Source organism: Arthrobacter sp. Leaf337, assembly GCF_001423745.1.
Taxonomy (GTDB): Bacteria; Actinomycetota; Actinomycetes; order Actinomycetales; family Micrococcaceae; genus Arthrobacter.
Genome location: NZ_LMPC01000022.1, coordinates 1 through 21,766, shown reverse-complemented (window position 1 = coordinate 21,766; position 21,766 = coordinate 1). Strand labels below are relative to the sequence as shown.

The 21,766-nt window shown below is 67.6% G+C and carries 10 protein-coding genes; all 10 read left to right on the top strand.

The genetic code is table 11. The annotated features are described in order from the left end of the window. Nucleotides 1-5,144, top strand: a 5,144-nt coding sequence (locus ASF98_RS14805; RefSeq protein ID WP_055803124.1) for an Ig-like domain-containing protein, incomplete at its 5' end; no start/stop codon positions are given. Nucleotides 5,145-5,244: 100 nt separating this feature from the next. Beyond that, on the top strand, nt 5,245-6,216 hold the full coding sequence (locus tag ASF98_RS14800) for an AAA family ATPase (protein ID WP_055803122.1): 972 nt from the start codon (nt 5,245-5,247) through the stop codon (nt 6,214-6,216). Between the two features lie 53 nt (nt 6,217-6,269). Next, entirely contained in the window at nt 6,270-7,601 is a 1,332-nt protein-coding gene (locus ASF98_RS14795) for a DUF58 domain-containing protein (RefSeq protein WP_055803120.1), read from the top strand. Next, nucleotides 7,598-10,228: a transglutaminase family protein gene (locus ASF98_RS14790; RefSeq protein ID WP_055803118.1), complete on the top strand. Its 2,631-nt coding sequence runs from the start codon at nt 7,598-7,600 to the stop codon at nt 10,226-10,228. Before ASF98_RS14795 ends, ASF98_RS14790 begins: the two co-directional genes overlap by 4 nt. Beyond that, nucleotides 10,225-11,904, top strand: a complete 1,680-nt coding sequence (locus ASF98_RS14785; protein ID WP_055803116.1) for an RDD family protein — start codon at nt 10,225-10,227, stop codon at nt 11,902-11,904. Before ASF98_RS14790 ends, ASF98_RS14785 begins: the two co-directional genes overlap by 4 nt. After that, nucleotides 11,901-12,947 (top strand): PP2C family protein-serine/threonine phosphatase, encoded by a 1,047-nt coding sequence (locus ASF98_RS14780; RefSeq protein ID WP_082506870.1) that lies wholly within the window; start codon nt 11,901-11,903, stop codon nt 12,945-12,947. The genes ASF98_RS14785 and ASF98_RS14780 overlap by 4 nt, the downstream gene beginning before the upstream one ends. Further along, a complete protein-coding gene (locus tag ASF98_RS14775) occupies nt 12,901-14,721 on the top strand; it encodes an FHA domain-containing protein (RefSeq protein ID WP_235506035.1) in 1,821 nt (606 codons plus the stop codon). The genes ASF98_RS14780 and ASF98_RS14775 overlap by 47 nt, the downstream gene beginning before the upstream one ends. Next, on the top strand, nt 14,718-16,391 hold the full coding sequence (locus tag ASF98_RS14770; protein ID WP_055803111.1) for a serine/threonine-protein kinase: 1,674 nt from the start codon (nt 14,718-14,720) through the stop codon (nt 16,389-16,391). The genes ASF98_RS14775 and ASF98_RS14770 overlap by 4 nt, the downstream gene beginning before the upstream one ends. 51 nt (nt 16,392-16,442) lie before the next feature. Next, a complete protein-coding gene (locus tag ASF98_RS14765) occupies nt 16,443-17,150 on the top strand; it encodes a hypothetical protein (protein ID WP_055803109.1) in 708 nt (235 codons plus the stop codon). Further along, nucleotides 17,147-21,628: an FtsK/SpoIIIE domain-containing protein gene (locus ASF98_RS14760; protein ID WP_055803107.1), complete on the top strand. Its 4,482-nt coding sequence runs from the start codon at nt 17,147-17,149 to the stop codon at nt 21,626-21,628. Before ASF98_RS14765 ends, ASF98_RS14760 begins: the two co-directional genes overlap by 4 nt. Nucleotides 21,629-21,766: the final 138 nt, after the last annotated feature.

The following is a 21,766-nucleotide window of genomic DNA, read 5'->3' as shown; positions in this document are numbered from 1 at the left end:
GATCCGGACCATCATGCCCATGCTGGCCACGGCATTGCCCAACATGGTCACGGGTGAACCGGGACCTGGTGGTGCTGAACGATGTGAACTCGGGCAATGTGTGGCTGGTCAACCAGAACATGCAGCTGGTCAACAACTGGGACGACGTCATCCCGCCCAAGAACCAGTCCGATGACCAGGACCAGGAATCCGCGGACAACAACACCATCAACATCCTGCCGGACCGGACCAAGCCCAACCGGCCGCCGGAAACCAAGGCTGACACGGTCGGCGTCCGGCCGGGGCGCACCACCATCCTCCCCGTGCTGGACAACGACTCCGACCCCGACGGTGATGTCCTGACGGCGTCCGTCGGAGGCTCCGGGCCCGCTTCAGGCACGCTCCAGAACATCTATGGCGGAACGGCCTTCCAGATCACGGTTCCGGCCGACGCCAAGCCCGGCTCCGAAACTTTCAGCTACAACGCGGCGGACGGCCGGGGCCTGTCCGCCGGCGGACAGGTATCCCTGAACGTCGTGGGTCCTGACGAAAACAAGCCGCCCGTCTTCAAGCGCGGTGAGCCCACCACCATGCTGGTGGAGCAGGGGAAGACCGTCAGCCAGAACATCCTCACCGACTGGGCGGACCCCGACGGCGACGACCTCGTGCTGCTGGACGCCAAGGCAGACAACGAGCAGGACCAGGTCAAGGTCCGCCGCGACGGGCTGCTCACCTACCAGGATTCGGGGGCCGCACCCGGCAAGAAAACCGTCACGGTGTCCGTGTGGGACGGCCGCGACACCACCACCGGACAGGTGGTGGTGAACGTTCAGCCGCCCGGCGCGCTGGCGCCGGTGGTCAACGCGGACCACGTCACCGCCGTCGTCGGCCAGGACCTGGTGATCGCTCCGCTGAAGAACGACGTCGACCCCAATGGCGGCGCCTTGCGGCTCGCCCAGGTGGAAGCCTCCGGCCCGGCCGAACTCGGCCCCGTCACCGACGGCGGAACTTTCACGTTCCGCAGCGAGACAGCCGGCCCGGTGTACCTGACCTACATCGCCAGCAACGGCCCGCAAAGCAGCCAGGGACTCATCCGCGTGGATGTGGAATCAGGGAAGGACACCGGCGACCCGGTGGCCGTCCATGACGTGGCGCTGATGCCGACCGGCGGAAGCGTGCTCCTGGACCCCCTGGCCAACGACTCCGATCCCTCCGGCGGCGTGCTGGTGCTGCAATCGGTCCAGCTTCCGGACAACACCAGGGCATCCGTAAGCGTGATCGACCACAGCGTGCTGCGGATCACCGACGTGCTGGGCACCAAAGAGCCCTTCCTGTTCAACTACACGATGTCCAACGGCCGCAAGTCCGCCACCGGCAGCGTCTCCGTGGTGCCGGTGCCGGCGCCCGCCGTCCTCGAAGCGCCCCAGCCGAAACCGGACGAAGTCAACGTCCGCGTCAACGACGTCGTCACCATTCCCGTGCTGGCCAACGACACCCATCCGCAGGGCCAGAAACTGACTGTGGATCCGGTGCTGCCGCAGGCGGTGCCGGCGGAGGACGGCAAGAGTTTCGTGTCGGAGAACACGTTGCGATTCATCGCCGGTTCCCAGCCCAAGACGGTCCGCGCCATCTACAACGCCGTTGACCCGCAGGGCCAGAAGAGCGCCGCGGCGGTCACCATCCACGTCCTGCCGCTGGAAGGCGCCGAGAACTCCCGGCCGCAGCCAAAGAACCTGACGGCAAGGGTGGTGGCGGCCGGCTCGGTCCGCATCCCGGTGGAACTGGACGGGATCGATCCCGACGGCGACTCGGTGCAGCTGACCGGCATCGACAGCACCCCCAACATGGGCACCGCCACCGTCGGCAGCAACTTCATCGACTTCACCGCAGCCGGTGACGGCGCAGGTACGGACACCTTCCGCTACAAGGTGGTTGACCGGCAGGGCGCCGTCAATACCGGCACGGTGACCGTGGGCATTGCCCCGCGGGGCGACGCAAACCAGAAACCCACCCCCGTCGACGACGATGTCCAGGTCCGTCCGGGACGCCAGATCGCCGTGGATGCCGCAGGCAACGACACGGACCCCGATGGCGACCCCATCGGCATTGTCGCCGACAGCATCGAAGCTCCCGCGGAACTCCAGGCGACCGTGAGCAAGGCGAGCGGACGCATCCTCCTGCAGGCGCCGGCGAGCGAGGGCATAGTCAACGTCCGCTATACGATCGTCGATGACCGCGGAGCGTCGGCGCAGGCCACCATCCGGGTCAACGTCCGCGGTGACGTTCCGCTCCAGGCACCGATCGCACGGGATGACCGTGTGACGTCCGCCCAGACCCTGGGCAAGACTGCCGTTGACGTGCCCGTGTTGAAGAACGACGAGGATCCGGACGGCGTGGGCGAGAACCTGAAGATCGCCACGGAAGCCACCACCGCCCGGCCGGGAACCGACGGCAACATGGTGGTGGAGCTGACCGAGCAGCCCCAGCTCATTCCGTACACGGTCGAGGACGTGGACGGCCAGAAATCCACCGCCATCATCTGGGTGCCCGGCGTGGGACAGCAGGTGCCGACGCTGGCCAAGGACGAGGTGGTCGAGGTCATTGCCGGCCAATCGGTTACCGTGGACCTGAAGGAATGGGTGAAGGTCCGCGACGGAAAGTCGCCGCGGCTGACCCAGACGGACCGGATCAAGCTCATCGGCTCCGACGGCGGTGACCCGGTTGCCGGTAACGGTGCTGCCATCAACTACACCGCGGGCCAGGACTATGTGGGGCCTGGCTCCATCAGCTTTGAAGTCACCGACGGCACCGGCCCGGATGATCCGCAGGGCCTCAAATCAACCCTCAGCATCCGGACCAAGGTCATGCCGGACCCGAACCGGAATAACCCGCCCACCCTGCTGGGAAGCTCGGTGGATGTACCAAAGGGCGAATCAGCGGACACCGACCTGGGCCGGCTCACGTCCGACCCCGACCGCGATGACGTCGACAACATGAAGTACGAGCTGGTGGGGAACGGTCCGGCCGGTTTCAATGCCCGCATTGAAGGCAAGACCCTTAAGGCGTCCGTGGACGGCTCAACGGCCACCGGCACTGCAGGGGCGGTGCAGATCAAGGCAAAGGATCCCCGGGGACTCGAAACAACTGCAACATTCCAACTGGCGGTCACCGCGTCCAACCGGCCCAAGCCCGTTGCCAGCGACGATGTTGAACCCAACGCGGCCGCCGGCAAGACCGTGTCCGTAAACGTCCTGGCCAACGATTCCAACCCGTTCCCGGAGACTCCGCTGAAAATCGTGGAGGCCGGCGTCGAAACCGGACTCGGCAACGTCGAGGTGGCCGGCGGTGACGTGAACGTGACGCCTGCTTCCGGTTTTACCGGGACACTCGTGGTGGCCTACACCGTTGAGGACAAGACGGGGGAGACCTCCCGGCATGCCACGGCGCGCATCCGCCTGACGGTCAAGGACAAGCCGCTGGCCCCTGCCACGCCGCAGGCGCAGAGCGTTGGCGATCAGACTGCCTTGCTGAACTGGACCGCGCCGGCGGACCGCGGCTCGCCCATTATCAAGTACACGGTCTACGGCGAGGGCGGCTACCGGCAGGAATGCCCGGCAAACTCGTGCACGCTCACGGGTTTGACCAACAACACCAAGTACCACTTCCAGGTCACAGCCACGAATGAGTTCGGCGAGTCCGACCGGTCACCGGCTTCGGCCGAGGTCCGTCCGGACGTCAAGCCCGACACCCCGGTTGCCCCTGCGCTGAAGTTCGGGGACAAGCAGCTCAGCGTGACGTGGACGGCGCCGGCCAGCAAGGGCTCGCCCGTCAAGTCATACGACCTGGAGATCTCCCCGGCGCCCGCCGGGCAGAACGCCCAGATCCAGAACCTGACCTCACTCAGCTATGTGTGGAAGGGGCTGCAGAACGGCGTTTCCTATAAGGTCCGTGTCCTGGCGCGGAACGACGCCAAGGAACCCTCCGAGTGGAGTGCCTACTCCGCCGCCGAAATCCCCGCCGGCGTCCCGGTCACCCCGGCCGCTCCCAGCGCGACGGCGGCAAACTCGGTGGGTACGCAGAGCCAGCTCAGGGTGACCTGGACGGCACCCAACAACAACGGCGACGCCATCTCGGCGTACACACTGACCACGCTGAGGGGCGGGGCCGTCGTCGCCACCCAGCAGGTCGCCGGGACGTCGCAGAACGTCACGGTGGACAACTCCGAGTCGGGCTACACCTTCACCGTGTCGGCCACCAACAAGGCCGGCACGTCCGGCACGAGCGCACAGTCCGCGGCCGTCCGGGCAGTGGGCAAGCCGGACATGGTGGGCAAACCCACCGCGACCCTCGTCGATACCGGCGGAGACGGCGGAAAGATTGACGTGAGGTTCCCCGTGTTGACCGATGCCCAGCGCAACGGATCGACTCCCGGCGAGATCACCTACAAGTACCGGCTGACGTCGGGTGGCGGCAGCGGCAACATTGCTGCCGGCGGAGCAGTCGTCCCGGCTGCCAACGGCACCGCTACCGCCGTCGTCGTGTGGGCCGTCTCGTCCCGCAGTACCACCGCCGGCGACGCAAGCCCTGCCTCCAACACCGTCAACCCTTACGGGCTCGCCTTCGCGCCGACTGTGACGGGCAGCAACAGCAGCGGCGTGGGGGACAGGACAGTGTCCTGGAACTGGAACGAGCCCAGCGGCAACGGCCGGGCAGTGACGGGCTACCAGTACAGCCTGGACGGTGGAGGCTGGCAGGACACCGGGCAGCGGTCGTTCTCGAAGACCGTCGGCTTCAGCGAGACGCACACACTGCGGGTCCGCGCGATCAGCGCGGGCCAGGCGGGGCGCATCGGCAGCGATACCTCGCGCAGCGGCGCGGAGCCGCCACCGCCGGCGCCGACGTCGTGGGACATCCGGGCCACGCCCGTCAGGACCTGCACGGAACCAAACCGGACAACCGACAGCTACCGGGATACCAACCCCGATCAGTGCCTCAGCCCCGGACGGTGGTTCGACACGGGTTACACAGCCCAGACGGACTACTACGTGGTCTGGAGCGGCAGGGTCTGGTACCACCTCACGTCGGGTGCTGCCTCCGGCAACTTCACCCGCGGCGACACTACGTCCCTGGGCACGAACCCGCCGGCAGGCATGCCCCAGCGGTAATGCTGAGGTAATCAGGGCCCAAGCAAACAATTAGACTAATCGCTGGACTAAGCGGGCTGCGGCCCGAAGATTCAGCCGAAACCCGGAAGAGGATTGACCCATGACCATGACAACTGAGCAGGCCGACTGGTTTGCAGGAACGTTCGAGAAGCTCGTTGCCAACGTAGGACAGGCCGTGCTGGGCAAGTCCCACGTCATCCGCCTGACCTTCACGGCCATGCTCGCCGAAGGGCACGTCCTCTTCGAAGATGCGCCCGGAACCGGCAAGACGTCCCTGGCGCGTGCCCTCGCGGCAACCGTGCAGGGGTCCAACAACCGGATCCAGTTCACCCCCGACCTGCTTCCCTCGGATGTCACGGGTGTGACCATCTACGACCAGAAGACCCAGAAGTTCGAGTTCCACAAGGGACCCATCTTCAACAACATCGTCCTGGCCGACGAGATCAACCGTGCGTCGCCGAAGACCCAGTCCGCCCTCCTGGAGGTCATGGAGGAATCACGGGTCACGGTGGACGGCACCACGTATGAAGCCGGCCGCCCCTTTATGGTCATGGCCACGCAGAACCCGATCGAGCAGGCGGGCACCTACCGTCTGCCCGAAGCCCAGCTGGACCGGTTCCTGATCAAAACGTCCATCGGGTACCCGGACCACGCGTCCACGGTGCAGCTGCTGGGAGGAGCGAACCTCAAAGACCGGTCCAAGGAGCTCTCCGCGGTCATCACCACGCAGGCGGTGGCTGACATGGCCGACCTCGCTGCGACCACACACGTGGACACCGCCGTGCTGGAATATATTTCACGGCTGTGCGAGGAAACCCGCAACGCACCCGAGACCCGGCTCGGCGTCTCGGTCCGCGGAGCCCTGGCCATGGTCCGGGCCGCAAAAGTCTGGGCCGCGAGCCAGGGGCGGAACTTCGTCCTGCCGGACGACGTGAAGGACCTCGCCGGCGTCGTCTGGACGCACCGCTTTGTGATGGACCCCGAAGCGGAATTCTCCGGCGCCACCGCCGAAGCCGTACTGGCCCGTGTGCTGTCCGATGTGGCTGCCCCGCAGCAGCGCGCCGGCGTCTAAGCGGTGCCCGCCCACCATTCCGGCACATTCACCGCGCGAACAAAGGCACAGATATGTCCAGCAGCACTCCGTTGACCCGGCTTGCTGAACGCCTGAAAAGGCCGTTTTCAGGTGACGGGAAGGCCTCGCGCCTACGCCCGGCCGCCATGTGGTCCGAAGCCGTCAGCACGGCGGGCCTGGTGCTCGCGCCCGCCTGGTCGAAAGTCCGGGTGCTCTGGTTGACGTACGCCTGGCCGGTTCTCGCGGTGGTCAGCGTCCTGGGCTGGTCCGTCCTGGCCGCATCGATCCTGCTGTGGAGTGTCGGCCAGGCCTATGGCTGGCAGGAAGCCAAGGCCGCCGCAGTGGCTGCCCTCGTCCTGTTCGTCCTTGCCGTCGGATTCATCCTGGGGCGCTCCTCCTACGGCGTGGTGCTGGACCTCGCCAGGACCCGCGTGGCCGTCGGCGACAGCGCCGTCGGCAGCATCGCTGTCTCCAATACCTCCGCGCGTCCCCTCCTGCCGGCCGCGCTGGAGCTTCCCGTGGGAGCGGCCACCGCCGTCTTTCACCTGCCGCGGATGAAACCGCAGCAGGTCCATGAGGACCTCTTCACCATCCCCACCGCCCGGCGCGCCGTCATTGTGGTGGGCCCGGTGCGCTCCGTCCGCGCCGACCCCCTGCACCTGCTGCGGCGCCAGGTGCTGTGGACTGAGCCTGAGGACCTCTACGTACACCCGCGGACCGTTGCCCTGGCCGGTTCCGCCGCCGGCTTCATCCGCGACCTGGAGGGCATGCCCACCACGGACCTGTCCAGCGCCGACGTGTCATTCCACGCCCTCCGTGACTATGTGCCGGGCGACGACCGCCGCCACATCCACTGGAAGACCACCGCGCGGACCAACAAACTCATGGTGCGCCAGTTCGAGGAAACGCGCCGCGCCCACCTCGCCATCTCGCTGTCCATCAACACGGACGAATATGACTCGGAGCACGAATTCGAGCTCGCTGTTTCCGCGGCCGCTTCGATCGGGCGCCAGGCCATCCGGGAACAGCGCGAACTGGACGTCCTCACCCAGAAGGGTCCGCTCCGGTGTGAGACCGGCCGGAACATGCTCGACGACATGACCCGGATCGTGGGTTCCCCGATGCGGAAGACCGCCGTCGACCTGGCCCGTACGCTGGCGGACACTATCCCGAACGCTTCGGTGGTTTTCTTCGTCGTGGGCAGCCGAGTCACCCCCGCCCAGCTCCGTTCGGCGTCGGCTTCGGTGCCGCCGGGAGTGCGCAGCCTCGCCGTCCGCCTTGAGACCGGCGCCGCGCCGGCCCGCGCGAACATCGCTGACCTGACAGTCCTGACGCTGGGCGACCTGTCCGACCTCGCCATCATCCTGAGAAAGGCGGCTGCATGAGCTCCGCGCCCGCATTCCGCCCGCGCAGGCAGCCCGCGCAATCGCAGCCGTCCGCCTTCAGCGACGGCCAGCCGGCCTGGCATTTCGCGCTCGACGCCGGTGCCCTGGTGGTCCTGCTGGGGCTTGGAGTCCTCGGGTTCAGCCTCAGCTTCGGCGGCGACCCCTATTACCTGATCGCCGGATTCGGTGGCATCCTGCTGGGCCTGGGCATTGCCGCGGCCAACGCCCACTTCAGGCTCGGGGCCCTGATCACCGCCGCAGCGACACTCGGCGCGTACCTGGTTCTCGGAACGCTGTTTGCCGTGCCCGATGCCGCCGTCGCCGGCTTTGTTCCCACTCTCGAGTCACTGCGGACCCTCCTGCTGGGCGTGGTCTTTGCCTGGAAGGACATGCTGACCGTAGGTGTCCCGGTGGGAACAGCCGGCGGAATGCTCATTGTCCCGTTCCTCAGCGCCCTCATCACCTCGCTGGCCGCAGGACTGATGACGTGGCGGCTGAAGAGCCCTTACTGGCCGCTCCTGCCTGTGCTGGTGCTCTTCGTTACCGGCATTGCCTTCAGTACCAACGCCGGCTTCCTCAACGTGGAGCGTGGAATCTCCCTCACGGTGGTGGCTGTGGCCTGGGCAACCTTCCGACGCGACGCACACCGGCGCAACGACACCCGAAAGGTGTCCGTCAACCGCCCGGACGCGGATGCCGCCACCGCACGCCGCGCCAAGATCCGCCGGCTGGCGTCCGCCGCGGGCGTCATCGCGGCCTGTGTGGCCATCACGGCGGTGGCATCGCCGCTCGTTACGGCCAGCGACGACAGAACGGTACTCCGCAACGCGATCGTTCCGCCGTTCGACCCGAAGGACTACATCACTCCGCTGGCGAGCTTCCGTAATTTCGTCAAGGACAAGAAGGACGACAACCTGTTCGTGGTGAGTGGCCTGCCCCGGGACGGGCGCATCCGTCTGGCGGCCCTTGACGCCTTCAACGGCACCAACTACAACATGGACCCGGACAGCTCCGGCAACTTCAGCAAGGTGGGGGATGCCAAGTCCCTCAACACCTTGGCCGACTCCGACGGCATCGTCCCCAGCAACGATTACACCCTGGACATCACCATCGAGGACTACCAGGGATACTTCCTGCCCGGCGGCCGCCGCACCACCGGAATCAGCTTCACCGGGGAGTCCTCGGGAGCCGCCTCCGGGCTCTACTTCAACTCCGGAACGGACACCGCGGTCACCACCCGGGGCCTCGCGAAGGGCGACGCCTACAGCGTGCAGGTGTCCGACCCCGCCAAGCTCGAACACGGCCAGCTCACGCAGTACGACTTCGCCAAAGTGGCGCTCCCGGATGCCCAGGAAGTCCCGCCGGTGGTCGGCTCCCAGGCCAACGATTTGTCCGCCGACGCCCCCACGGCGATCGACCGTGTCCGGCAGATCGAAGCCCATTTCCAGAAAAAGGGCGCCTTCAGTAACGGCCTGATCGACGAAGGCCAGCTGCCCAGCGTCTCAGGGCATGGCTCGGCGCGCATCAGGAGCCTCCTGACCGCCAAGCAGATGCTGGGCGACGACGAACAATACGCCGTGGCGATGTCCCTGATGCTCCGACACCTGGGCATCCCGTCGCGGGTGGTGATGGGCTTCTACCCGGACCCGAAGAGCCCGGAAAACGGCGCCGGCGAAGTAAAGATCACCGGCAAGGATGTCCACGCCTGGGTGGAGGTCGCGTTCGACCGTGTCGGGTGGGTCTCCTTCGACCCCACCCCGCCCAAGGACAACGTGCCCATTCCGCCGGACCCCGAGAACAAATCCAAGCCCAAACCGCAGGTCCTGCAGCCCCCGCCCCCGCCGCAGGAGCCGGCCGACCTGCCGCCGGACTCTTCCCCGGACGCCCTGGACGCTGACGAGAAGAAGAACAACCCGTGGCTGTTCTGGGGACCGATCCTCACGGCAATCGGCATCGCCTTGATCCCCGTTGCGATCCTGGCGCTGCCGCTTCTGCTCATCGCGCTGCTCAAGAGCCGGCGCCGCAGGGCCCGGTTCTCCGACGGGCACCCGGCCCAGCGGGTGGGCGGCGGCTGGAACGAAGTGGTCAGCCTCGCCACGGACATGGGTGCCGCCCTGGACACCCGGGCAACCCGCCGGGAATCCGCCGTCGTCCTCGGTGAAGCTTTTCCCGCGACTGCCGGAACAACCGCCCTGCTGGCGCGGCGCGCCGACGCCTCCATTTTCGGCGCCGGCCAGCCAAGCGAGGCGGAGGTCCAGGAGTACTGGACCATCGTCGACGGCTCGCTGAAGGAAATGACCGCCACTGTTGGATTCTGGCGGCGTCAGGCTGCCCGGTTCTCGCCCCGGTCCCTCCTGTCCGACGGCCGGACTGCGCTCAAGCTCAAGGGACCCAGGCTTGTCCGGACTGCCAAAACGGAGCCCGCGGGTAGGGTGGACGGTGGCCCGGGACCGGTGTCCGGCCACCCTGTCAGGCAACCGGACGGCCCGGTGACCGGACCGGCACCGGCGGCACCGGCGGGTGCTTCCGCTTCGGGGCCGGCCACTTCCGGCCCGGCCACTTCCGGTCCGGACAATGAACAGACCGTGCTGAGGCGCACCCTACGAGAGAACCGCAACGAACCATGACCCATGACGCCGAGCGCTGCCAGCGCTGCCAGCAGTTGATACGTCCCGGAGCGGCGTTCTGCCCGTCCTGCGGCGCGCCGCTGAGCAACCGGGCTGCCCGCAATGACCGGAACATCGACCACTCGCAGCGGGAGCTGATGGAGCGGGCGGCCGCGCACGGCGGTCCGATTCCCGGTAGTATCCCCGTAGCGCACGCCGGGACGGAAGCCGCCGGGCCGGGCCTCAGGGAACAGACGGTGCACGGACAATCGGTCCAGGGACACGGTCCTGATGGACAGGGTGCCCCCGGACGGGGCGTGCCTGTGCAGGGCGGCCGCCTGGCCGGTGTGCAAACGCACGGCTCGCACGTACAAGGGGGAGGTACCGGAATGGGTGGCAAGCTGGACATCGTTCCCGCAGCGGCGGGACGGCGGCTCGGCGCCGCGGTGCTCGACTGGGTGGGGCCGGCCGCGGTTCTTGTAGTGATGCTAACCATCGGGTTTGCCAGCATCACCCGCACCCAGAGCGGCGGCTACATCATTTACGACACAGCGATGCTTGTGCTGCTGGGCAGCATTGCGGTGGGCATCGCTGTGGTTTACACACTGGTGATGCTCGGAATCGAAGGCCGCTCCGGCAACACCATTGGCAACCAGCTCATGGGCATCCGCAGCACCGACCAGGACGGCTATGCCCCCGGCGCCGGAGCCCTGTTCCTGCGCGGCCTCATCACCGGGGCAGGCATCCTCCTGACCTCGCTTGCAACGGTGCTCGTGGTGGTTTTCAAGTGGTTCGGGGCCGCGCTGTGGATCCTCGTGCCGCTCGGCATGCTCGGTATCGCCTGGGCTTTCCTCGTGGTGGCGTCCAACTCCTGGGACAAGAACGGCAAGCTTAGGGGCTGGCACGATGCCGCGGCCAAGACGCTCATGTTCGATGTCAACGCCGGCCGGAACCCCGTCACCACCGGAGGCATCCAGGGGCCCTATAGTTTCGCACCGCTGGACCTCCCGCCCGTGCAGCAGGTTTCGTCACCGATTGCGGGCGCGGCCGTCAGGCCCGGCCAGGCGGTGACCGCGCCAGCCGCGGAACCGCACCAAGGTTTCAGCCAGCCTGCCGCCGTCCCGCAGCCGCCCCATAACCCGAACCAGTGGCAGCCCCCCGTGGCGCCCGCGCCTGTTCCCGTCCCGACACAGGGACAGGCCCAGCCCCAGGCCGCGCCCGTCCCGACACACTTCCAGCCGGCACCCGCCCCGGTTCAGACCAAGCCCCTGCAGGACCCTGCGCCGCAAGTTCAGGCTTGGGCCCTCCACCCCGATGACGACCACGACCGCACCCAAATGCGCGGACAAACCGTTCCGGCACCAGTGGCCGTGCTGCGCATCAGGCTCGACGACGGCCGCGAATTCCAGCTTGACCGGACGGCGCTCATCGGCCGGAACCCCGGCGGTTTTCCGGGTGAAGACATTGCACAGCTGCTGGCAGTGGCGGACCCCGGCCGTTCCATCTCCAAGACCCACCTGCACCTGCGTGAGGACAACGGGGGAGTATGGGTCACGGACCGCAACTCCACCAACGGCAGCGCCGTCACCACGCCGGACGGCATCCGTACCGCCTTGCAGGCCGGGGAACCCGCCTATGTACGCCCAGGGTCCACCGTCCACTTCGGTGACCGAACCTTCCACCTAGGACAGGCATGAATTCCCAGCCGGCAGCCGCCACTTCCGAAGCGGGCCGGGAGCCCGGACTCCAACTGAGCTGCGGCTACGGCACCGACCGTGGCCTGCGCCGGGAACTCAACGAGGATTCCTTCATCGCCTCCGACCCCGTGTTCGCCGTCGCGGACGGCATGGGCGGCCACGAAGGGGGCGAGATCGCCAGCGGAATCTGCGTCCGGACACTCGCCGGAATGCCGCAGCTGGCCACGGGGGAGCGGACGGCTACGGCCGCCGTCGTCCAGCAGTACCTGGTCAGCGCGGATGAGCGGATCCGCACCGCCACTGGTTCGCGGGCTGGCACCACCCTCGCCGGCGTTGTGCTCGTGGAGCAGATGGGGGTCCCGTACTGGCTGGTGGTGAACATCGGCGACTCGCGGACCTACCGGCTGAGCCAGGGTGAGTTCGCCCAGGTCAGTGTGGACCACTCGGAGGTCCAGGAGCTTGTGGACTCCGGCGAAATCACCAGGGAGCAGGCTGCCGTGCACCCGCGCCGGCACGTGGTGACCCGCGCCCTGGGCACCGGTGACGAAACCGACGCCGACTACTGGCTGCTGCCCGTCGAGGAAGGCGACCGCATCATGATCTGCTCGGACGGGCTGAACGCGGAGCTCACCGACGACCATATGTTCCGCATCCTGAGCACGGTGGGCCACCCCCAGGATGCCGTGGACGCGCTCATCCAGGCGGCGCTGCGCAGCGGGGGACGTGACAACGTCACGGTGATTGTTGTGGATGCCAAGAACGTGATGAACGACGCCGGAACAGACACCGCGCCCCGGCCCGCCGCAGGCGTCGAAGACGAGGACACGCTGCCCCGTACCCAGGTCCTGGAGAATGCCGAAGTGCAGGACAGCACTGAAGTGGATACCGAGGAACTTCCCGAGGCCCCCGTGGCCGTGCTGCCCGTGGACGCGCCGGAGTCCGCTGATTTGCGCAAGCCCGCGGAGCCGGCCGCGCTACCTGGCCAGGAGTCCGTGCATGACTCCGGGAACGATGATGAGGGCCGCCGCGATGGTCTCAAGTAGCTACACCCCGGGGACCTGGTTTGGGGTAGTCCGGGCAGGAACCGCCGTGCTGCTGGCGCCCGGGACTCCGCCCGCGCTCGTGGACTCCCTGTGGGAGCTGCTGGGCGGTGAGCCTGAGGTCCACGACGTGCTTCACGCGGTGACCAGCGCCTCCTCGGGCTCCCTGGCGCAACTTCCGTGGTTCGGCATCGTGGATATGCGGGATTCCCTGCGGGTGTTCCTCCGCGGCGACATCGAGCTGACAGCGGACCTCGCCGCGGGACCGGTGGAGTTGAACGGCAGCGACGTCACCACCTGGACCGAGCGCAGGCTCAGCGAACCGGAACGGTACACAGTGACGGTTCCGGGCGATGCTGCCGGCGCTGCCGAACTCCCGCTGGGGGAGGGGGTTGTCCTGCTGCAGAGCCTCACGGTGGGCCGCGTTACGGGCGCACTGCCTCCGGCATCGGGGTCGGCGGCGAATGCGGCTCCCGTGACCGAGGTGCCCCTGGCTCCGGAGGCCACTGCGCCTGCCCCGGCCGAGCTCGCGGTGCACGAGCAGGTGCCAGTACCCGAACGGGTACCCGTGCACAACGAGGAGCCGGTGGCTGAGCCGGTCCACGAACCCGTCCCTGAGCCGGTCCACGACGTGCCTGCTGAACATGGTGCGTCGGCCGAGACGGTGATGGGTCTTCCCGACGACGAGCTCGAGTACACGGCCGCCGGCATGCCCGGCATGGAGGGTCCCGGCACGGAAGGTACGGAGGACGAACACGAAAGCACGGAAGATGCCGGCACCGGCGCGCCCGGCGCCTCCCCGGGAGCGGGCGGACAGGAACCCGTTCCGGCGAACGAGCTGACCGGAAGCTACGACCACCTGTGGGAAAAGACCGTCATGCGCCGCATCGAGGACGCCGCCGTTCGGGACGAGCCTGAAGAAGAGCCTGCCGTGGAAACGGAAGACCCGGAAGGCGCCCCCGAGCGGGTAGGCGAACCCCAAGCAGCAGCCGCGCCCGCGCAGTTGCCTGCCGCGGAGCCGGCCGCGCCCGCGCAGCACGCACAGCCCCTCATCCCTGCCGGGCACGGCGGGCTGATCGACTCCGTCCCCTGGAACACCGGCGGCGGGCAGGCCGCCCGGCCGTCCGGGCCGCCGTCGTTCGCTCCCGTATCCGCTTCGCCCGCAGCCGGTGACATGCCGCACTGGGGCAGCCCGTCGGCAGTGCCCCCGGTGCCGGAAGGCGACCACGACGGCGAAACGATCATGAAAAGCGATCTCGCCGGACTCGGGACCACCCCGCAGCTGCAGGGCACGGCCGACGGCAGCGACCCGGCCACCGGCCCCATGGTCCTGGCCCGCGTCTGCCCGCAGGGCCACGCCAACCCGCCGACGCATTCGCAGTGCGCCGGCTGCGGAATGGCGCTGGCGTCCGACGCCGTGCAGGTCCGTCGGCCAAGGCTGGGGCGCGTCCGGGTGTCCACCGGCGAACTGATCGACCTGGACCAGTCACTCGTGATCGGCCGCCAGCCCTCCGTGTCCCGCGTCCAGGGCGGAGGCATGCCCCGGCTCGTCCAGGTGGCAAGCCCCAGCGGCGACATTTCCCGGTCGCATATTGAAGTCCGGCTGGAAGGCTGGCACGTGATGCTGTGCGACCTCAAAGCCACCAACGGAACAGTCCTGGTCCGCGAGGGTCAGCCGCCCAGGCGGCTTGCCCAGAACGAGATGGCCATTCTTCTTGACGGTGATATTGCAGAACTCGGCGATGATGTGTCGCTGCGGTTCGAGGAGATTCTATGAGTTCCAAGCGGCCCGTAGCCCCGCCGCCGCCGATTCCCGGCTTCACGTATGTCAGCCTGCTCGGTTCGGGCGGGTTCTCCGACGTCTACCTCTATGAGCAGGACAGGCCGCGGCGGAAGGTGGCCGTCAAGGTACTCCTCTCGGACCTGAAGACCGAAGGTGCCCGGCGCCGCTTCGAATCCGAAGCGAACCTCATGGCCCAACTGTCCTCGCACCCGTATATTGTGACCATTTTCGAAGCCGAGGTCACCGAGGACGGACACTCCTACCTGGCCATGGAGTACTGTTCCCGGCCCAGCCTTGACGTCCGCTACCGCCGGCAGCGGTTCAGCGTGGACGAAGTCCTGGCCGTCGGAATCCAGGTGGCATCCGCCGTCGAGACCGCCCACCGCGCCGGCATTGCCCACCGGGACATCAAGCCGGCCAACATCCTGGTGACCGATTACAACCGTCCGGCACTGACCGACTTCGGCATTTCCGGCACCCTCGGCAGCGACACCGACGAAGACGCCGGGATGTCGATTCCGTGGTCCCCGCCCGAGCAGTTCCGGGACGGCCCGGTAGACGGCGTGATGGTGGACGTCTGGGCCCTGGGTGCGACGCTGTACACCCTCCTGGCCGGGCGGTCGCCGTTCGTGCTGCCCGGGGCCGACAACTCCCAGCGCGAACTGATTTCCCGGATTACCAACTCGCCCGTACCGCGGCTGGGGCGGGCGGATGTTCCGGAATCGCTGGAGCTGGCGCTGTCCACGTCGATGGCCAAGTCGGCTGCCTCCAGATACTCCTCGGCCCACGCCTTCGCGTTGGCGTTGCAGCGGATCCAGGCGGAACTGAACCTGTCAGTCACCCCCTTTGAGGTCCTGGACGACGCCCACGCCGAGGAGAGCCACCCGGACGACGGCTTCGAAGAGACCAGGGTCCGGAGCATCGCCTCAGTCGATCCTGACCAGACAGGACACGCCCCGACCTTCCCGGCACGGGTGCGTCCCGTGGCTCCGTCCGCGTTTACGCCTGCGGCGCCGCCGGCACCGGCCGCCGGTCCCGCCCGTGGGCCGGTCCCCGGGCCGGTCCTCGGACCCGCCGCCCGTCCGGACCAGCATGATGACTGGTCGCAGGGCACCATGCTGCGGGGGAGCATCGCGGCAGAGCCGCGGACCGGCGGACCTGGTGACGCCGACATCGCCGCTACAGTCAACAGGCCGCAGGCCGTGCAGGAAGCGCCGGCCGAAGCTCCGGTTGACCATAACAAGCGGAACCTCTGGCTGGCGGTGGCCGGCGGTGCGGTACTCGTCGTCGCCGTGATCCTGGGGCTGGTGCTGGGCGCGTCGCGGCCGGAGCCGGTTGTTAAGCCCACCGAGAAGGTTTCCACGCCACCGCCGGATGCCCTGGGTGACGGATCGGTGCCTGACGTGACAAACCTCGTCGGCAAGTTCACGGACTCGGGGAAGGCCCGGTTCACGTGGACCAACCCGGATCCCAAGCCGGGGGATACCTATAAGTGGCAGCTGTCGACATCTGCCCCCGGCGAGGGTTTCCACGCCACCGAAACAACGGAGGCTGAAGTGACTCCCGGCCCGAACAAGTTCGCCTGCATCTGGGTGATGATCGTGCGCAGCGACGGTTCGGCATCTCCCATGGGTGGCGACTCGTCGTATGAGTGCGCCCAGTGAATACAACAATTGCCCTTTGAGTAAGCATTGCCCTTTGAGGAGGCACGGAAAATGGGGGATCTAGCAGTAGATTTCTGTGGCGAATGGTATGAGCCGTCGGACGAGGACGTCTTCAGCATCGGACGCGAGGGCGACCTGGAAGTCGACGATAACCCTTACCTGCACCGGCGGTTCCTCCAGATCGCCCGCTACGACGGCATCTGGTGGCTCAGCAATGTGGGAAGCATGCTCTCGGCGACGGTGGCGGACGGCAGCGGCGGGATGCAGGCCTGGCTCTCACCCGGCGCCCGGATTCCGCTCGTCTTCAGCCACACGAACGTGATTTTCACCGCCGGTCCCACGACGTACGAGTTTGCCGTCCACCTTAAGACGCCCTCTTTCCGGCAGGAGGCCCCCGAGGACGAGAGCGGCGGGGATACGACCATCGGACCGGTCGTCTTCACCGATTCCCAAAGGGCGCTGATCGTTGCCCTGGCCGAGCCCATGCTGCGGCGGGACGGCACGGGGTTCAGTGCCATCCCGTCGTCGGCTGCCGCCGCCAAGACGCTGGGCTGGGCGCTGACCCGGTTCAACAGAAAGCTGGACAATGTGTGCGACAAACTGGACCGCGTCGGCGTGGCCGGTCTCCGCGGCGGCGGCGGCGGCAAGCTGGCCACCAACCGGCGCGCGCGGCTGGTTGAACACGCCGTGACGTCGCACCTGGTGACCGCTGAAGACCTGTACCTGATCGAAAAAATGAGGGGGGTCGACGAAGCGTGAAGATCCGACTGACGCTGCGCCGGGACCCGGCCGATGCCAAAGACCTCGCCGTAACCGTGGACGGCCTGGCAACTGTGGCGGACATCGCCACCCAGCTGTGGGCCGCCGATCCCGAACGCCGGGGCACCCGGCCGCCGGAGAACCTGTCGCTCTGCATCGACGAGGCCTTCGTGGCCGGCGGGATGCGCGGCAACATCCTCAACCGCGCAGACAACCTGCTGGAATCGGGGCTCCGGCCCGGGTCCATTGTTTCGCTGACCCAGGTCAGCGAGCAGTTTGCGGCGCCGGGCGGCAACCGCGGCCCCGCCGCGGCGACGCTCCGGGTGTTGTCCGGGCCCGACGTCGGGCAGGAATTTTCGCTGCCCACCGGCACCAGTTACATCGGCCGGGACCGGGACGTCGACATCCGGCTCTCGGACCCCATGACCTCCAAGCGGCATGCCCGCATCACAGTGGGGGAGACCGTGGAAATCGTGGACACGAATTCCGCCAACGGCCTGATCATGGACGGGCTGCCGGTCACCCGGGCAACACTGAACTCCTCGGACACGGTGACCCTGGGCGACACGACCGTCTCCGTGGTGGGCCTCGGCCACCACGGTGGTGCGCCGACGTCGCCCTTGGTGGATTTCAACCGCTCGCCCCGGGTGGTGCCGCGCTTCGCCCCGCCCAAGCGGGTGCTGCCGGCCGGACCCAAGCGCCAGGAGCACCACCCGTTCCCGTACATCATGCTGATCGCCCCGCTCATGATGGGCGCCATCCTGTTCGCCGTCACGGGCAACATCTTGTCGGTGCTCTTCATGATCATGATGCCGCTGTTCATCATCGGCCACTACGTGGACCAAAAGATGCAAAGCAAGCGGGAACGCAAGGAGCAGCTCAAACAGTTCCGCGAAGCCATGGCGGCGTTCCGCAAGGACATCACCGAGCTGCAGCACATCGAACGGTCCGTGCGCCTCCAGGAGGCCCCCTCCGTCAGCGACACCGTGGATTCCATCTACAAGCTCGGACCGCTGCTCTGGACCCATCGGCCGGAACATAACGGGTTCCTCGGCCTACGCTTCGGGCTGGGCACCGCGCCGTCGCGCATTTCATTCGATGAGCCCTCCAACAACGAGACCGAAGCCGAGTACATGCAGGAGATCCAGGCCTGCCTTAAACAGTTCCGGGACATTGAAGGCGTTCCCATCGTGTCCCAGCTCCGCTCCGCCGGCGCCTTCGGGCTCGCAGGTTCACGCGGCCTGGTGGACGACGTTGCCCGCGGCATGGTCCTGCAGACTGTGGGGCTGCATTCACCCGCCGAAGTGGTGGTCACGGCCATCACGTCGGCCAAATCGCGGGAACGCTGGAACTGGCTTCAGTGGCTGCCTCACGTAGGCTCCGGGCACAGCCCGCTCAGCGGCGACCACCTCGCGGCCGGCCCCGCCGGCGGCTCCTCGCTGCTGGCATGGCTCGAGGACCTCATCGAGCAACGCGAAGCAGGCGCCCAGTCGCCGCGTCCCGTGCCGCGGCCCGGCATCAAGGGCGAGGACGGCGACATCCCCGGACCCGTGCTGCCCTCCGTGCTGGTCATCGTCGAAGACGACGCTCCCGTTGACCGCGGGCGGCTGACCCGGCTGGTGGAACGCGGACCGGATTCGGGCGTCCACGTCATGTGGGTGGCCACCAGCGTCCAGTCCCTCCCGGCCGCGTGCCGCGACTTCATGGTGGTGGACGGCGACCATGGAACCACCACCGGCCAGGTCCGGCTTGGCCGGCACACCTACCCGGTGAGCTGCGAAAGCCTCGACGCCGAACTCGCCTCCCAGCTGGCCCGGATGCTGTCTCCGGTGATCGACGTGGGCAAACCCGTGGACGACGACTCCGACCTTCCCCGCGCGGTGTCCTATGTGAGCCTGATCGGCAAGGACTTCATGGACAACCCCCAGGCGGTGGCGGACCGCTGGAAAGAGAACAACTCGGTCCACGCCACCGCCGTCGCAAACCGCAAGGACAACGGCACGCTCCGGGCCCTGGTGGGGTCCAAAGGTATTGAACCGCTGTACCTGGACCTGAAGAACGAGGGTCCGCACGCCCTGGTGGGCGGCACCACCGGCGCCGGCAAGTCCGAATTCCTGCAGTCCTGGGTGATGGGCATGGCCGCCGCCTACAGCCCGGACCGCGTAAGTTTCCTGTTCGTGGACTACAAGGGCGGTGCCGCCTTCGCCGACTGCCTGCATTTGCCCCACACCGTGGGCCTGGTGACGGACCTCTCGCAACACCTGGTGCGCCGCGCACTGACGTCCCTGCGGGCGGAGCTCCACTACCGGGAGCACCTGCTCAACCGGAAGAAGGCCAAGGACCTGCTGGGCCTCCAGCGCGAGGCGGATCCCGAAGCTCCGCCCTACCTCATCATCATCGTGGACGAATTTGCGGCCCTGGCCACCGAAGTCCCGGAGTTCGTGGACGGCGTGGTGGATGTTGCCGCCCGCGGCCGGTCCCTTGGCCTGCACCTGATCCTTGCCACCCAGCGGCCCGCCGGCGTGATCAAGGAAAGCCTGCGCGCCAACACCAACCTGCGGGTTGCCCTTCGCATGGCCGACGAGGACGACGCCACGGACATCCTCGGGGTACCCACCGCGGCCTACTTCGACCCTTCCATCCCGGGCCGCGGCGCCGCCAAGACCGGTCCCGGCCGGATCCAGGGTTTCCAGACCGGCTACGCCGGCGGCTGGACCACGGAGAAACCGCAGACCCCGCAGATGGACATCGTCGAAATGGCTTTCGGTTCGGGACCCGCCTGGGCCGCGCCGGCGCCCGAGAAACCGGTGCGGGAGGAGCCTGCCGGGCCCAACGACATCGCCCGCATGACGGCAAACATCATCAAGGCAGCGGAGGTCCTGTCCATCGCCCCGCCACGGAAACCGTGGCTCAACGAGCTGGCCAAGACCTACGATTTCTCCAAGCTCCCCAACCCCAGGACGGACGAGCGCCTCCTGCTGGGCGTGGCTGACGACCCCGCCCGCCAGGACCAGCCCACCGTGTTCTACGAGCCTGACAAAGACGGCAACATGGCCATCTACGGAACGGGCGGTTCGGGCAAGTCAGCCGCCCTGCGGGGCATCGCCATCGCCGCTGCGGTCACACCGCGCGGAGGCCCGGTCCACGTCTACGGCATCGACTGCGGTTCCTCGGGACTGAAGATGCTCGACGGACTACCGCATGTCGGCGAGATCATCAACGGAGACGACGTCGAACGCGTGGGCAGGCTGCTGCGATGGCTGCGCGACGTGGCCGATGACCGCGCCGCCCGCTACGCCGACGTCCGGGCCTCCACGATCGTGGAATACCGAAAACTGGCCAACGATCCGGACGAGAAACGGATCTTCATCCTGGTGGACGGCATGTCCAGCTTCCGCGAGGCCTACGAATACAGCCGCCTGTCCGCACTCTGGGACATTTTCCTGCAGCTGGCAACGGATGGCCGGCCGCTGGGCATCCACCTGGTTGTCACCGGTGACCGCCCCAACTCCGTCCCGGCGTCGTTGCTGGCTTCCATCCAGCGGCGCCTGGTCTTGCGGCTCTCCTCCGAAGACGACTATATTTCGCTGGACGTGCCCAGGGACGTCCTGAACCAGGCCTCGCCCCCGGGCCGCGGCCTGCTGGGAACGCACGAGGTCCAGCTTGCCGTGCTGGGCGGCGACTCCAACCTGGCGCTCCAGGCCCGCGAAGTCCACAAGCTCAGCGAAGCCATGCTGCGCCAGGGGGTGGAGAAGGCTCCCCAGATCGAACGCCTGCCCGAGCAGGTCGACCTGGACATTCTTCCCGCCGGAAGCCCGGATCTGCCGGTCATCGGCGTGGACGACGAGACCCTTCAGCCGGCCGAAATCATGGCGAAGGGACCACTGCTCGTGGCGGGTCCGCCAGGGGCCGGCCGCACGGTGGCACTGGTCACCATGGCCTATGCGCTGCGCCGGTCCAACCCCGGTACCGAGCTGATCTATATCGGCTCGCGCAGGTCTGCCGTCGCATCGCTGAAGGTCTGGAACCGGACGCTCGTGGGCGCCGAGGACGTCGAAGAGGCAATTGACGCACTGGTGGACTACTCCTCGGAGAACCCTGGCCGGCTTGCCATCTTCATCGAGGGCCTGACCGAGTTCACGGACACGGGCGCCGAGTCCGGCATCGAGCAGCTGGTCACCACGTCCATCAAGGCCGACCAGTGGGTGGTGGGCGAGTCTGAGACCTCCACCTGGTCCTCGGCCTGGTCACTGTCGCAGCCGTTCAAATCCGGCCGGCGCGGACTGCTGATCAACCCGGGCGACATCGAGGGCGACAGCCTGCTGAGCACATCGTTGGGCAAGATCAGTTCCGACTTCGTTCCGGGCCGCGGTTACATCGTGGGCCGCGGCAAAGTCCGCAAGCTGCAGATTGCCCTGCCGCCGGAAAACCGCAGCCAGGCCGATCCGGACCTCAGCCGGGCCGGAGCACTGAGGTGAGAGGCGTGGGGCAGTACGGCACGGGCAGTGCTGTATGGGCAGGGCTGCATGGGGAGCGGTGCCCATCGACGGAGTGTCGGGCCGCGGGATAGTTTCTAGGTAATGGATCTTCCGGATGAGCCGGGGGCCGCTGGGGAT

Coding starts and splice junctions, on each gene's coding strand:
- ASF98_RS14800 (WP_055803122.1), top strand. CDS start 5,245: ATGACCATGACAACTGAGCAGGCCGACTGGTTTGCAGGAACGTTCGAG.
- ASF98_RS14795 (WP_055803120.1), top strand. CDS start 6,270: ATGTCCAGCAGCACTCCGTTGACCCGGCTTGCTGAACGCCTGAAAAGG.
- ASF98_RS14790 (WP_055803118.1), top strand. CDS start 7,598: ATGAGCTCCGCGCCCGCATTCCGCCCGCGCAGGCAGCCCGCGCAATCG.
- ASF98_RS14785 (WP_055803116.1), top strand. CDS start 10,225: ATGACCCATGACGCCGAGCGCTGCCAGCGCTGCCAGCAGTTGATACGT.
- ASF98_RS14780 (WP_082506870.1), top strand. CDS start 11,901: ATGAATTCCCAGCCGGCAGCCGCCACTTCCGAAGCGGGCCGGGAGCCC.
- ASF98_RS14775 (WP_235506035.1), top strand. CDS start 12,901: ATGACTCCGGGAACGATGATGAGGGCCGCCGCGATGGTCTCAAGTAGC.
- ASF98_RS14770 (WP_055803111.1), top strand. CDS start 14,718: ATGAGTTCCAAGCGGCCCGTAGCCCCGCCGCCGCCGATTCCCGGCTTC.
- ASF98_RS14765 (WP_055803109.1), top strand. CDS start 16,443: ATGGGGGATCTAGCAGTAGATTTCTGTGGCGAATGGTATGAGCCGTCG.